Here is a 12,857-nt window from a genome sequence, read left to right on the forward strand (position 1 = left end):
CCTCTAAGCTATCGATTAAATCTACCATGGATCAGGAATTCGATAACCTGATTGATAACGTTAGGATTAATCATCATAAACGGGTGTGTCACAGGCAGCACGATATGATCTTTCATTCCTTCTACTTTGGTATTTTCCACTGATACTTTGCCATCGTTCTGACCAGATATCAGCGTTGAAAGGAACAAATTAATCGTGCGCGTTCCCGCTATGACTCCACATTCGAAGTCAACCTGACCTAATTGAACGGGCACACTGCTTTTATCCGTGCCCAGCTGCAGACCTGCGGGACCATTGATCAACGCAAACCCCGGCATCCTGCCAAGAACATCTACGATCTCACTGCCCTGATTCGGCGGACCGAGCATCACCACCCGCCCAAGATTGGGTAACCCGTGAGACTTGAGATAGTGACGCACCAAAATCCCTCCCATGGAATGGGTGACAAAATGTATACGGGTATTATCCGGGCAATGGGCTAACGCAGAATTGATCGCACGGTTTGCCAGTTGCTCGATTGGATAGGAGGTTGAGGCATAGCTTTGATTGGTGACTCCAAAACCAGCACTAATTAACGCCGACTCCAATGTTCGCATGGAGCGGCTGGTACGGGCTAAGCCATGGAGCAAAATCACACACTCTTTCGGCATAATAGGTCCCTTTATCCTGCCTCTGATATTGGTAGACAATGAATCTGCCTACTGATCAACTGATTTTTATATTCGCCTGAGATGATGCTCTTTACGTACGTTGGTGCAGAAAGGCCAGAGCGGCCGGTTTCTCATGCTGATCAAAGCTCTTCATTTGAATACCGCGGAAGATCCTGTCTTCGATATCGACCACCGTATGAACCCATCGTTTGTCGGATACGATTGCTATTTTGCGGATGTTAGAAAAACCTGTTTCCCACAAAAAAGAGAGCTTCTCAAGCATCGCACGAAATTCCAGCCCTCCAATACTTTCTATTTCTTCGTATAGAAAGAGGTGTGAGTGCTGTTCGCCCTTCTCTTTTACTGCGCTGAGCACAAGCGACATATCCTCTTTGGTGATTTTTCCGTCAATGCTAAATCCTACGGTGTTCTCTATACCGGTATCGATCAGCTTTAACATGGTCATCCCCCTATGATAGGTGCGGCTAGCTTTTAGTATGGCGGATTTATCACCGGAAACTGAAAAAATCGATGCAGATGCGTTGCCATAATTTTCGTTGATTTTTGTTGTTTTCCGGCACCTTGCTGGTCAGATCGTCGTATCGCCCTCACATTAAATTTACCGCACCTATGACAGAAAACGCGTGGAGGCTTAAGGACAAATAAATAATTTCTCGCTTTAAAACAAAAGGTTAGTTTTTATTTATGTTGGATATGCCCATTAGTTGTGCACTCAATTAACCGGAAAAAAGACGAATTTATTGTGATACAAAATATTGATCATGATCACGAATAGTGTAATATTTCACAAAGTTAAGGATCGAAGTGCCTATATGTGTATCGCTTTCTAGTGTGAGCAGCGCGTTACATGGATGGACTTAACGTTTTCAGACTCTAGTTGATAGCCATCGTTTTCAGGGATCGGTTGTAGGGCTGAAACACTTCGTTGGTGAATTCCTGAGCATATAAATGGAATGCACCACTCTTACATCTAATTAATGAGGAGAGGTAACTACAATGACAGATGCCTATATCTGCGATGCGATCCGCACCCCTTTCGGTCGTTATGGCGGCGGTCTAGCCCCGGTACGTCCTGATGATCTGGGCGCCGTGCCCCTGAAAGCACTGATGGATCGTAACCCGAATGTCGATTGGTCTTCCGTAGACGATGTGATCTACGGCAACGCCAACCAGGCGGGTGAAGACAACCGTAACGTTGCGCGTATGTCTACGCTGTTGGCCGGTCTGCCTACCTCTGTTCCTGGGACAACCATTAACCGTTTGTGTGGCTCCGGTATGGATGCGATCGGCATGGCCGCACGTGCCATCAAGTCCGGTGAAACCGACCTGATGATCGCCGGTGGCTGTGAATCCATGTCCCGTGCCCCGTTTGTCATGGGTAAAGCGGAATCCGCGTTTAGCCGAAATCCAAACGGTCTCTACGACACCACCATCGGCTGGCGTTTCATCAACAAAAAGATGAAAGCGGAATTCGGCGTGGATTCCATGCCGGAAACGGCTGAGAACGTGGCTGAAGATTTCAATATCTCCCGTGAAGATCAGGACCTGTTCGCCTTCCGCAGCCAGCAGAAAACCGCAGCAGCAATGGAAGCAGGCCTGTTCAACGAAGAGATCTGCCCGGTGGTGATTCCTCAGCGTAAAGGCGATGACGTTATCGTTGATACCGATGAGCACCCTCGCGCTTCTACGACATTAGAAGGTTTGGGCAAGCTGCGTGCTCCGTTCCGTGAAGGCGGTTCTGTGACTGCGGGTAACGCGTCCGGTGTTAACGACGGTGCCTGCGCCCTGCTGATCGCGTCTAAAGAAGCAGCAGAGAAAAATGGCCTGACCCCGAAAGCCCGTGTGGTGGCAATGGCCACTGCCGGCCTTGAACCACGCATCATGGGCTTTGGTCCTGCGCCTGCATCCAAGAAAGTGCTGGAGAAAGCCGGTCTGACACTGGATCAGATGGATGTCATCGAACTGAACGAAGCCTTTGCTTCTCAGGGTTTGGCGGTCATGCGTGATCTGGGTTTGCCGGATGATGCGGAAAACGTGAACCCGAATGGCGGTGCAATCTCTCTGGGCCACCCACTGGGTGCCAGTGGCGCACGTCTGGTCACAACCGCGATGTATCAGCTACATCGTACCGGTGGTCGTTATGCCCTGTGCACCATGTGTATTGGTGTCGGCCAGGGTATCGCGATCATCATCGAGCGCGTTTAAGCAGTTTTATAAGGCGTTATCTAATGCCTTCCGGGGGTGTCCCGAAACATCCCCTTTTTTTAACTGCCCAAGTAGAGGCAGTTGTTCTGAAAAACGCTCTGACATAACAACGGTCAATTAGACAGGACAATAATAATTATGCAATACGATCAACCATTACGCGGCGCGCTCGACCCGATTGAAACCGCTAGCATCGATGAGCTGCGCGATCTGCAGCTGGGACGTATGCAGTGGAGTATCGCTCACGCTTATAACAACGTACCGGCCTACAAACGCCTGTGCGACGATAAAGGCGTCCACCCGTTTGACCTGAAAACACTGGACGACCTGAAGCTGTTCCCGTTTACCACCAAAGCGTACCTGCGCGACGCGTATCCGTTCGATTCATTTGCAGTGCCGATGAACGAAGTGGTACGTGTCCACGCCTCTTCCGGCACCACCGGTAAACCAACGGTTGTGGGTTACACCCAAAATGATATTGATACCTGGGCTGATGTCGTGGCGCGCTCTATCCGTGCGGCAGGCGGTCACTACGGCGATAAAGTTCACATCTCTTACGGTTACGGTCTGTTTACCGGTGGTATGGGTGCGCACTACGGTGCTGAGCGTCTGGGTTGTACGGTTATTCCGATGTCTGGCGGTCAGACCGAGAAACAGGTTCAGCTGATGCGTGATTTCGATCCGGACATCATCATGGTGACCCCGTCATACATGCTGAACCTGATCGATGAGATGGAGCGTCAGGGTCTGGATCCGCGTGATACCGCACTACGTCTGGGCATCTTTGGTGCAGAGCCTTGGACCGATGAGATGCGTAAGAACATCGAAACCCGTCTGGGCATTGATGCAGTCGACATCTACGGTCTGTCTGAAGTGATGGGTCCGGGTGTGGCGATGGAATGCATCGAAACTAAAGATGGCCCAACTATTTGGGAAGATCACTTCTACCCTGAAATTATCGATCCAAATACTGGCGAAGTGCTGCCAGACGGCGAATACGGCGAGCTGGTGTTCACCTCTCTGACCAAAGAAGCGCTGCCGATCATCCGTTACCGCACCCGAGACCTGACCCGCCTGTTGCCGGGTACCGCACGTCCGATGCGTCGTATCGATAAGATCACCGGCCGTTCCGATGACATGATGATCATCCGTGGTGTAAACGTCTTCCCAACGCAGATCGAAGAACAGATTCTGAAGATCGCTGCACTGGCTCCGCACTACGAGATCGTGGTGACCAAAGACGGCAACCTGGACAAAGTACAGGTGAAGGTGGAGCTAGCTCCGGAAGCACAGTCAGCGAATCAGGATCAGGCGATCAAAGAGCTGCAGCATCACATCAAATCTGTGGTGGGTATCAGCACACGCGTGGACATTGTACCTCTCGGTTCAATTCCTCGCTCTGAAGGTAAAGCAAAGCGCGTATTTGATAACCGCTAAGCTGCTGTCAGACAGGTGCCCGCCCTTTTAAGGCGGGGCCTTTGTAATAAGTTGTACAGATCCGCAAAACAGACGCGAACAAAGGCGATCTGATTGTGGTCTGATCAAGATATTGTGATACATTATAAGAAAGAACTGAGCGACCATTTGTGTCACTAAGTTTTAACTCATAATAATTAATCGCGCGCCATATAACATCGTGGAGGCCATTTAGATGACACCTCAAGAACAAAACTTCATGCGCAAGATCGAGGCTGAAGAGAAGATCGAGCCGAAAGATTGGATGCCTGCAGCGTACCGCAAGAATCTGATTCGCCAGATGTCTCAGCACGCTCACTCTGAAGTGATCGGCATGCAGCCAGAAGGTAACTGGATCACGCGAGCGCCTTCTTTGCGTCGTAAAGCAGTACTGCTGTCCAAAGTACAGGATGAAGCAGGTCATGGCCTGTACCTGTATAGCGCAACTGAAACGTTGGGCATCACCCGTGCGGAGCTGATCGAAGCCCTGCAGACCGGTGAAGCTAAATACGCATCTATCTTCAACTACCCTACTTTGACTTGGGGTGATGTAGGTGCAATCGGTTGGTTGGTTGATGGTGCAGCAATCTGTAACCAGGTTTCTCTGCAGCGTACATCTTACGGCCCGTATTCACGCGGCATGATCCGTATCTGTAAAGAAGAGAGCTTCCACCAGCGTCAGGGCTACGAAGCACTGCTGGCACTGGCGAAAGGTACGCCGGAACAGAAGCAGATGGCACAGGACTCTCTGGACCGTTTCTACTGGCCTGCTCTGATGATGTTTGGCCCGCACGATTCTGAATCTGCACACTCTGCTAAATCCATGGAGTGGAAGATTAAGCGTGAAACCAACGATGATCTGCGTCAGAAATTCATCGACCAGACCGTTCCTCAGATTGAATTCCTGGGTCTTGAGCACCCGGATAAAGAGATCAAGTGGAACGAAGAACGTGGTCACTACGATCACGGCGAGATCGACTGGGATGAGTTCTACAGCGTAATCAATGGTAATGGTCACTGTAACCGTCAGCGTGTGGAACACCACATCGACGTGCACGAAGAAGGTGCATGGGTACGTGATGCAATCACTGCTTACAATGAAAAAAAGAATGCTAAAAAAGCACAAGACGTGGCGTAAGGGGTAACTGAAATGACAACTGAAAAATTAGAATTGTTTGAAGTATTTGTGCGTTCCAAGCGCGGTCTGGACCACAAGCACATCGGTAGCCTGCACGCCGAAGACCATGCACAAGCACTGGAATATGCACGTGATTGCTACACCCGTCGTAGCGAAGGCGTAAGCATCTGGGTTGTTAAGTCTGATGACATCTGCGCGTCTCAGGAAGATGATGCAGAAAGCTTCTACGATCCAAGCGATGACAAGCCTTACCGTCACGCAACTTACTACGTTCTGCCTGACCCAGTTAACAACATGTGATTGGGGGAGAATTAGAATGAGTGATGCAATCAAAAACGCAACCCTGGAATACGCAACCCGCCTCGGTGATGACTCCGTTGTACTGGGCCACCGTATCTCTGAGTGGGTCAGCTACGGTCCATTCCTTGAAGAAGACATCGCATACGGTAACGTAGCGCTGGATTACATCGGCCGTGCCCGCATGTTTTACACCTATGCGGCAGATCTGGCTGACGATGGCCGTACCGAAGACGATTTCGCTTACATGCGCAGCGACCGTGATTACCGCAACCTGCTGTTGATGGAGATGCCTCGCGGTGACTTCGCCTACTCTCAGGTTCGCCAGCTTCTTGCCGATGCGTATTACACCGTGCTACTGCCTGAACTGGTTCAGTCTAAGGACGAGACACTGGCCGCAATCGCTGCAAAAGCGATCAAAGAAACCAAATATCACCTGCGTCGCAGCCGTGATTGGGTTCTGCGTCTGGGTGATGGTACTGAAGAAAGCCAGAAACGCACTCAGAAAGCCGTTGATCAGCTCTGGGGTTACACCCACGAGTTGTTTGATATGGATGAAACTGAGCAGCTGCTGGCCGACAACGGTATCGGTGTTGATGTATCCAAACTGCGCGATGCATGGTTCAAGCTGGTCAGCGAAATTCTGACCGAAGCGACCATCACTGTCCCAGAAGACAGCTGGGCTGTACGCGGTGGCCGTACCGGTTATCACACCGAGAATCTGGGTCACATGCTGACCGAGATGCAGATCGTACACCGCTCCTACCCAGGTTGTGAGTGGTAAGCAGTAGAAGCAAGGTAAAGGTTATGAATGAAATCTCACTGATGCCGGAAGAGCAGTACCAGCGATTGCAGCAGCGTAATGCTGCTGACGTAAAGGAACTATGGGATCTGCTCGATGAAGTAAAAGATCCTGAAGTACCGGTGCTGACGATTTGGGATCTGGGGATCTTGCGTGATATTGAGCGTGAAGGTGAACGCATTGTGATCACCATCACGCCAACCTACTCCGGTTGCCCGGCGATGGACAATATCAGCACGGATGTCACCAAAGCTCTGAACGATGCCGGTTACAGCGATGTGAAAGTAAAAATGTCGCTCTCACCCGCCTGGAGTTCAGAGTGGATGTCTACCGATGGCCGCAAAAAACTCCGCGAATATGGCATTGCGCCACCGGAAGATGCGGAATTGGATGAAGACGGTCTGACCCCTGATGCCCATGCGCTATGTCCGCACTGCAGCTCGCGTAACACGCGCCGGGTGAGTGAGTTTGGTTCAACAGCCTGCAAAGCCCTGTTTCAGTGCAACGACTGCAACGAGCCATTTGACTATTTTAAGAAGATATAGGTGAAGCATGTCTGACACCAATTTCTACACATTGAAGATCGCTGATGTTCAGCCGGAAACGGAAACTGCTATCTGCGTCAGCTTCGATGTACCAGAAGAACTGAAAGAAAAGTTTAAATTTATTCAGGGTCAGTTCCTGACACTGCGTGCAATGATTGAAGGCGAAGACGTACGTCGCTCCTACTCCATCTGCTCCGGTGTAAATGATGGTCACATGCGTGTGGGCATTAAACGCGTTATGAACGGTCGCTTCTCTAACTTTGCGAACGATAACTTCAAGCCCGGTATGGAAATTGAAGTCATGCCTCCTCAGGGCAGCTTCTACACCGAGCTGAATGCAGACAAGCCAAAGAACTACATGTGCATCGCTGCAGGTTCTGGTATCACGCCAATGATTTCCATCATGAAATCTGTGCTGGATACGGAGCCGGGTTCCAACGTTACACTGATCTACGGCAACCGTCGCAGCAACTCTGTCATGTTTAAAGACGAACTGAACTTCGTGAAAAACCGTTATATGGATCGCTTCCACTGGATCAACGTAATGGACTACGAAGATCAGGGTGCAGACCTGCTGAACGGTCGCATCGACAACGCTAAGGGTTACGCCCTGCAGAAAGCGGGTCTGATCGACATCAAGTCTGTGGATGAAGCATTCATCTGTGGCCCTGAAGCGATGATGTCTGAAGTATCTCGCGGCTTCCGTATGGAAGGCCTGAGCGACGAACAGATCCATTACGAACTGTTTGCTAACTCCTCCGCTGACTCTAAAGAGATGCTGGAGAAAGCTGCGAAACGTAAAGAAGAGTTCGGCGAAGAGAAAACGTCTAAAGTCACAGTCGTTGCTGATGGTCGTTCCATCATGTTTGATCTGGCGACTGTGGGCGAGAACATTCTCGACGCAGGCATGCACAACGGTATGGAACTGCCTTACTCCTGCAAAGCAGGCGTATGTTCGACCTGTAAGTGTAAGCTGGTTAAAGGTGAAGTCGACATGGACATCACCCACGGTCTGGAACAGCACGAAATCGACGCAGGCTATGTGTTGAGCTGTCAGGCACACCCTATCTCCGATGAAGTCGTTGTCGACTTCGACGCGCGATAATCGTTGCTGTTACCCGGTGGTTTAACCGCCGGGTAACGCCTTATTCCCCGCTTTTTATTCCATAGACCCTCTTTATAAAACGCATTAGCGTTTGTGGGATGACTACGTCTGTATTCTGGAATGGGGATTACAACAATTACTGATGTGCTGATTGACAGCTACGGCCCCCATGGAAAAGCCGCATAAAATCCTCATTGCTGATCGTTACCCTTTACACCGTGAAGGGATCAAACTCGCTATCACCAGCGGTCCGGAGTACGTCCTTTATGCCGCGCATTGTGTGAGCAGTATCGACGAGCTCCAGTCCCAGGTGAAAAACAACAGCGGTTATCATCTGCTGATTATCGATCAAACGCTGATTGAACAGCATTCAGAATGGTCGCTGAAACACTTAGTGAGCAATACCTGCATCACTACCCTATTGATGTGCGATCAACTCACCGATTCGCTAATTAATGAAGCCCGTCATGCCGGGATACGTGGTGTCGTTGAACGTAGTGCATCGATGGAACGGATCAACAAGGTCACACACCGATTGTTAAAGGGTGGCTCTTATTGGCCGGTGATTGATAAAAATTCCCGTACGACCCCTGTGGCACCTGATCATTGTGTCTCTTTGGATGACTTCACCGAGCAGCAACTACAGATTATTCGGTTGATCATCGATGGAAAGCTGAATAAACAGATCAGCTATCAACTGGGCATTCACGAAAGTACGGTGAAGTATCATCTCACCAATATCTATCGCAAGTTCCAGGTACGGAGTCGGACTCAGTTGGTCGTAAGTGCACGACACTCCGGAGTGACCGATCAGATAAGACTTTGAATTGTGCTGCATGGCTTAACCATAGACGTTATGCCTGCCACGGCTAATGAGTATCTGAAAACAGCCCCTGCTTTTTGCCTAAACAGGGGTCACTGCATTACATGACCTAATCACCTAATCACCTCCGCATCCCCCGCTGCAACCTGAATCAGAGTCTCCCCCTTCCCCGGCGCTGCTACCCGAGCTACAACCAATATGGGACGCACAGTATGGGTGGCCGGATGACTGATCGGTACGTTTGCAGTTAAGCGCATAAGTGAAACCATCAGGAATGCCAAGCTCAGCATCCAGTGCAAACAACAAAGGCAGACGGGTTGGATTTTTTGGCGGCACTTGCTCCCGTGCACATGACAGTCGCCATGCGGTCTTAATCCCCTTCTGTGCCATCGTTGGGGTACTCATCGCTTCGGCCGGTGTATGGTGCAGGAAGCGGCCGAGTGCCTGATTGCAGAACTGATCGTATTTCTTGGTAAACAAAATGAATTCATGCCAGGCAACATCAACAACCTGCGACGGCATTGAGACCATCTTGTTACCTGCGGTGTTGCAGATATGGAAATACTCACGTAACCCCTGAATGACCTTAGCAATCTCCCGTTCGCTTAGGTGAGGATAGGTTTCAGCGATCTTTTCACGAAGCTTGACTGGAAACTGATATGCATCGATCAAATCAGCGCGCTTTCGAGCACGCGACTTTCGCGTCATCCGGAAAAGAATAAACGCGACGAAGATGGCAAAAATAACAGGAACAATGGTATCCATGTAGTGTCCTTTTTCTTTTCGTCAGGCGAGTCCCACGTGTTGTAGGTATGCAGTTGCCTTATGATTCGGTGGTAGGCGTTAAGTAATTCAGGAGACGTCGGGCGTTATTGTTGATTGATGCATTCCCGGGCCAAACCGCATAGATCGGGACACCTTCAACGTGCCACTCCGATAACAGCTGAACCAAGCGACCATCAGCGATCGCATCTTCAACCAAAAAGCGCGGTGGCGTCGAGATCCCAAGACCCAGTATAGAAAATTGAGCCATCGCATCCACGCTGTCGACGACAATCTGGCTGGCGTAATGTATCGGTATACGTTGATTAGCCGGACCAATCAACGTCCTCTGTGTCGGTAACATAGCCAGACGTATCCAATTCCACTCAGCCAGATCTTCAGGCACCGAAGGTGCATCATGCTGCTCAGCATAAGACGCAGAACAAACCAACACACGTTCAATGGTGCCAATGGATTTTGATTTTAACGCACTGTCTTCGAGCTCCCCTGCCCGCACGGCCAGATCAATCCCGTTGGCGATCAGGTCCTGTCGAATGTCGGTATAAAGAAGGTTGAGCTCAATTTTTGGATACTGTTTGGCAAACTCAGCGATACGCTGATTAATAGGCGCTCTTGTCAGAGCTGAAGGCAGAGTAATGGTCAGTTTGCCCTGAGGTTCATCATCATGGGACACAACCTCGTTTAAGCCTTGCTGAGCGGCATCTAACATTGTTCGTGCATGCTGATAGAGCACCTGCCCTTCGTGGGTCAGGGATAGCTTCCGGGTAGAACGATAAATTAGCGCGGTACCCACTCGTTTTTCTAATTGGCTGACATGGTAACTTACCACTGAGGGAGATAGTCCCAGAGCATCAGCAGCCGCCCTAAACGACCCCTGACGCGCCATCTCCGCAAACACTGCTATCGCTTTCAGGTCATCAATCATTACATCAACCGTTCGAACAATGAAATCTAATTACAGCATCTAATCATATTATCTACACCGTAATAGACTGCTTAGCATTACTTGGGAGTGATTGTGTTATGTCTGTCATTTTAGCTATGTGTTTGTTTTCCCTATCCATGTCGATATCCCCCGGCCCGGTCAACCTGATTACGCTGTCAACCGGCGTAAACCATGGCTTTCGGAACGCAATACCGTTTGTCAGCGGTGCAACGGTGGGATTTACCCTGCTGTTGTTGATGGTTGGCCTGGGTATAGGTCGTATCGCGGCTCAGAATCAGGAGCTGATGATCATGTTAGGTTATCTCGGTGCCGGCTTTATCTGCTACATGGGCTATAAAGTCGCTACAGCTAATCCGGATATCGAGATCGCCAACGATACACGTCCCACTTTCCTTCAGGGGATAATGCTGCAATGGCTCAACCCAAAAGCCTGGATCGCCTGTCTATCAGGTGTCACAGCGTTCAATCTGGCAGATGCTTCGAGCTTGCTCTACGTATTTGTAGGACTGTATTTTGTGATCTGCTACCTGTGTGTGAGCAGCTGGGCGCTTGTGGGAGACCGGATCAGTTCGCTGCTGACTGAACGCTCAAGTCTGCGTGTATTCAACAGAGTCATGGGGAGCACTTTGATAGTCGTTGCAATCTATCTTCTGTATTTGCAACACTCTGGTTGAGAGTCGGTGTAAGTTAATGCACATCATATTATGACGGGTGACGATATATGTGCCATAACCCACCCCGGAAATTCACTTCCTTTTCAAACACCGCACCAATGGCTTTTGCCAGCTGAATAGATGCATGGTTCTCCGAATGGATGAAGCTAATAAGCCTCATATCAGGCATGCATTCACGCCCTGCTTGCTGGACTCCCCGGGCGGCTTCACTGGCATAACCTTGTCCCCAGTATTCGGGGGCTAATGCCCACTTGATCTCTGGCTCAGGCCAATCATTCGGATACCAGAACCCTGCCGTGCCCAATACCTTCCCCGTCTCTTTGTGCTCAATTGCGTACGGTCCGTATCCTCTAAATTGCCAGTGGCCCACCATGCTACACAGGGTGCGCCAGGTTTCACCTTCGCTAAAGGCACGGCCAACCGTAAACTGCGTCGCAGTTTCTGAGGAGTAATAGAGATGGAGGTCCTGCCAGTCACTTTCTCTAAACTGTCGCAAAATCAGGCGTGAGGTTTCCAGTGACTCGGGTACACACAGCATCATCATTACAAAGCCTATTTGACAAATATTAGCGTCCTTGTACTCATGTAAGTCAACACTGCTATTGATCTGAGTTGACATATAGGGTATATCGGATAGGATTACGCGCTGGAGAGAATTCTCCAACACATTCCTTCGCTATTACGTTTATTGACAAGTAAGTAGTACTTTTTAAGTCGGCATCGGATGCCAGACAAGGAAATAACATGGTTAAAAATCTTCTTATGCTTGGTACATGCGCAGGCCTTCTATCTGGCTGCTATCAAGCAAATACGTCTCAAACCCCAACTCCTACCGCTTACTCAACATCCGAGCAACAGAAAATGCAAGCTGCACACCACTGGGATGTTCTGGCTGCGCACGAAGCTCGGTTAATTACAACAACATTACAAAAGCATAATGTACCACTGCATGTTAGTGGCGGAGATGCGGATACTCCTTTCTATAATGGTTATAAAAATCTACTGACCAGTCAGTTAGTAACAAATGGTGCCATAGTAAGGTCAACAGGATCAGGGTCAGCTCAAGTGTCATTTGACGTAAATGTCATTGAGCATAAAGATCGTGATAGCCGTCGCAAACCAGCAGGTTCATGGACATTACTGGCAACAGGAGTAGTTGTCGCTGCGCATGCCGTGGAACATTGGAGTACACCTGCAAAATTACTCTTTCCAGCAGCAATTGGCGCTGATATTTATAGTGGTAATTGGATAAAAGATACCGATTTTGAGGTCATAATCACCACCACAGTAATTGATAAAAATCAGATTATTCACTCTTCTTCGAATATTTACTACATCAACGGTGGTGATGCACAACATTACGCCCCGCAGGAAAACAGCACGTCTAAGATTCGAGTTACCGATCGGGGATAA

15 protein-coding genes are annotated in these 12,857 nt (G+C 49.6%); 10 read left to right on the plus strand and 5 right to left on the minus strand.

Annotated elements, in window-relative coordinates:
* Positions 1 to 8: 8 nt before the first annotated feature.
* Together IOQ59_RS19040 and IOQ59_RS19045 are read right to left on the minus strand one after the other, a co-directional pair.
* On the minus strand, positions 9 to 650 hold the full coding sequence (locus tag IOQ59_RS19040) for an esterase/lipase family protein (protein ID WP_193955060.1): 642 nt from the start codon (positions 648 to 650) through the stop codon (positions 9 to 11).
* A gap of 91 nt (positions 651 to 741) precedes the next feature.
* Positions 742 to 1,110, minus strand: a complete 369-nt coding sequence (locus IOQ59_RS19045; RefSeq protein ID WP_193955061.1) for a SpoIIAA family protein — start codon at positions 1,108 to 1,110, stop codon at positions 742 to 744.
* A gap of 557 nt (positions 1,111 to 1,667) precedes the next feature.
* On the opposite strand from IOQ59_RS19045, the gene pcaF reads away from it, so the two are divergent.
* The 8 genes from pcaF to IOQ59_RS19085 all read left to right on the plus strand — a co-directional run bounded on the left by pcaF (position 1,668) and on the right by IOQ59_RS19085 (position 9,044).
* The gene (pcaF, locus tag IOQ59_RS19050; RefSeq protein ID WP_193955062.1) at positions 1,668 to 2,876 is read left to right on the plus strand and encodes a 3-oxoadipyl-CoA thiolase; all 1,209 of its coding nucleotides are present in this window, start codon (positions 1,668 to 1,670) and stop codon (positions 2,874 to 2,876) included.
* A 138-nt stretch (positions 2,877 to 3,014) separates the two neighbouring features.
* Positions 3,015 to 4,313, plus strand: a complete 1,299-nt coding sequence (gene paaK / locus IOQ59_RS19055; protein ID WP_193955063.1) for a phenylacetate--CoA ligase PaaK — start codon at positions 3,015 to 3,017, stop codon at positions 4,311 to 4,313.
* A gap of 214 nt (positions 4,314 to 4,527) precedes the next feature.
* Positions 4,528 to 5,469, plus strand: coding sequence for a 1,2-phenylacetyl-CoA epoxidase subunit PaaA (gene paaA / locus IOQ59_RS19060; RefSeq protein ID WP_193955064.1), 942 nt, complete (start codon positions 4,528 to 4,530; stop codon positions 5,467 to 5,469).
* Positions 5,470 to 5,481: 12 nt separating this feature from the next.
* A complete protein-coding gene (paaB, locus tag IOQ59_RS19065) occupies positions 5,482 to 5,769 on the plus strand; it encodes a 1,2-phenylacetyl-CoA epoxidase subunit PaaB (RefSeq protein ID WP_193955065.1) in 288 nt (95 codons plus the stop codon).
* A 16-nt stretch (positions 5,770 to 5,785) separates the two neighbouring features.
* On the plus strand, positions 5,786 to 6,550 hold the full coding sequence (paaC, locus tag IOQ59_RS19070) for a 1,2-phenylacetyl-CoA epoxidase subunit PaaC (protein ID WP_193955066.1): 765 nt from the start codon (positions 5,786 to 5,788) through the stop codon (positions 6,548 to 6,550).
* A gap of 23 nt (positions 6,551 to 6,573) precedes the next feature.
* Positions 6,574 to 7,113 carry a 1,2-phenylacetyl-CoA epoxidase subunit PaaD gene (paaD, locus tag IOQ59_RS19075; protein ID WP_228051027.1) on the plus strand — a complete coding sequence of 180 codons (540 nt, stop codon included), beginning with the start codon at positions 6,574 to 6,576 and terminating at the stop codon, positions 7,111 to 7,113.
* A gap of 7 nt (positions 7,114 to 7,120) precedes the next feature.
* Positions 7,121 to 8,218 carry a 1,2-phenylacetyl-CoA epoxidase subunit PaaE gene (gene paaE, locus IOQ59_RS19080; protein WP_193955067.1) on the plus strand — a complete coding sequence of 366 codons (1,098 nt, stop codon included), beginning with the start codon at positions 7,121 to 7,123 and terminating at the stop codon, positions 8,216 to 8,218.
* A gap of 169 nt (positions 8,219 to 8,387) precedes the next feature.
* Positions 8,388 to 9,044, plus strand: coding sequence for a response regulator transcription factor (locus IOQ59_RS19085; protein ID WP_193955068.1), 657 nt, complete (start codon positions 8,388 to 8,390; stop codon positions 9,042 to 9,044).
* A 114-nt stretch (positions 9,045 to 9,158) separates the two neighbouring features.
* On the opposite strand, the gene IOQ59_RS19090 is transcribed toward IOQ59_RS19085, so the two are convergent.
* Together IOQ59_RS19090 and IOQ59_RS19095 are read right to left on the minus strand one after the other, a co-directional pair.
* Complete coding sequence (locus IOQ59_RS19090) at positions 9,159 to 9,806, minus strand: glycine-rich domain-containing protein (RefSeq protein ID WP_193955069.1); 648 nt, start codon at positions 9,804 to 9,806, stop codon at positions 9,159 to 9,161.
* A 58-nt stretch (positions 9,807 to 9,864) separates the two neighbouring features.
* A complete protein-coding gene (locus tag IOQ59_RS19095; RefSeq protein ID WP_193955070.1) occupies positions 9,865 to 10,749 on the minus strand; it encodes a LysR family transcriptional regulator in 885 nt (294 codons plus the stop codon).
* Positions 10,750 to 10,847: 98 nt separating this feature from the next.
* Between IOQ59_RS19095 and IOQ59_RS19100 the strand changes: the two genes are divergently transcribed.
* Positions 10,848 to 11,444, plus strand: coding sequence for a LysE family translocator (locus IOQ59_RS19100; RefSeq protein ID WP_193955071.1), 597 nt, complete (start codon positions 10,848 to 10,850; stop codon positions 11,442 to 11,444).
* 28 nt (positions 11,445 to 11,472) lie between these two features.
* On the opposite strand, the gene IOQ59_RS19105 is transcribed toward IOQ59_RS19100, so the two are convergent.
* Positions 11,473 to 11,988: a GNAT family N-acetyltransferase gene (locus tag IOQ59_RS19105; protein WP_228051028.1), complete on the minus strand. Its 516-nt coding sequence runs from the start codon at positions 11,986 to 11,988 to the stop codon at positions 11,473 to 11,475.
* Positions 11,989 to 12,188: 200 nt separating this feature from the next.
* Here IOQ59_RS19105 and IOQ59_RS19110 point away from each other — a divergent pair, with 200 nt between their 5' ends.
* On the plus strand, positions 12,189 to 12,857 hold the full coding sequence (locus IOQ59_RS19110; protein ID WP_193955072.1) for a hypothetical protein: 669 nt from the start codon (positions 12,189 to 12,191) through the stop codon (positions 12,855 to 12,857).

The organism is Pontibacterium sinense, from assembly GCF_015209595.1.
In the GTDB taxonomy this organism is placed as follows: domain Bacteria; phylum Pseudomonadota; class Gammaproteobacteria; order Pseudomonadales; family Balneatricaceae; genus Pontibacterium; species Pontibacterium sinense.

Coding starts and splice junctions, on each gene's coding strand:
- IOQ59_RS19040 (WP_193955060.1), bottom strand. CDS start 650: ATGCCGAAAGAGTGTGTGATTTTGCTCCATGGCTTAGCCCGTACCAGC.
- IOQ59_RS19045 (WP_193955061.1), bottom strand. CDS start 1,110: ATGTTAAAGCTGATCGATACCGGTATAGAGAACACCGTAGGATTTAGC.
- pcaF (WP_193955062.1), top strand. CDS start 1,668: ATGACAGATGCCTATATCTGCGATGCGATCCGCACCCCTTTCGGTCGT.
- paaK (WP_193955063.1), top strand. CDS start 3,015: ATGCAATACGATCAACCATTACGCGGCGCGCTCGACCCGATTGAAACC.
- paaA (WP_193955064.1), top strand. CDS start 4,528: ATGACACCTCAAGAACAAAACTTCATGCGCAAGATCGAGGCTGAAGAG.
- paaB (WP_193955065.1), top strand. CDS start 5,482: ATGACAACTGAAAAATTAGAATTGTTTGAAGTATTTGTGCGTTCCAAG.
- paaC (WP_193955066.1), top strand. CDS start 5,786: ATGAGTGATGCAATCAAAAACGCAACCCTGGAATACGCAACCCGCCTC.
- paaD (WP_228051027.1), top strand. CDS start 6,574: ATGAATGAAATCTCACTGATGCCGGAAGAGCAGTACCAGCGATTGCAG.
- paaE (WP_193955067.1), top strand. CDS start 7,121: ATGTCTGACACCAATTTCTACACATTGAAGATCGCTGATGTTCAGCCG.
- IOQ59_RS19085 (WP_193955068.1), top strand. CDS start 8,388: ATGGAAAAGCCGCATAAAATCCTCATTGCTGATCGTTACCCTTTACAC.
- IOQ59_RS19090 (WP_193955069.1), bottom strand. CDS start 9,806: ATGGATACCATTGTTCCTGTTATTTTTGCCATCTTCGTCGCGTTTATT.
- IOQ59_RS19095 (WP_193955070.1), bottom strand. CDS start 10,749: ATGATTGATGACCTGAAAGCGATAGCAGTGTTTGCGGAGATGGCGCGT.
- IOQ59_RS19100 (WP_193955071.1), top strand. CDS start 10,848: ATGTCTGTCATTTTAGCTATGTGTTTGTTTTCCCTATCCATGTCGATA.
- IOQ59_RS19105 (WP_228051028.1), bottom strand. CDS start 11,988: ATGATGATGCTGTGTGTACCCGAGTCACTGGAAACCTCACGCCTGATT.
- IOQ59_RS19110 (WP_193955072.1), top strand. CDS start 12,189: ATGGTTAAAAATCTTCTTATGCTTGGTACATGCGCAGGCCTTCTATCT.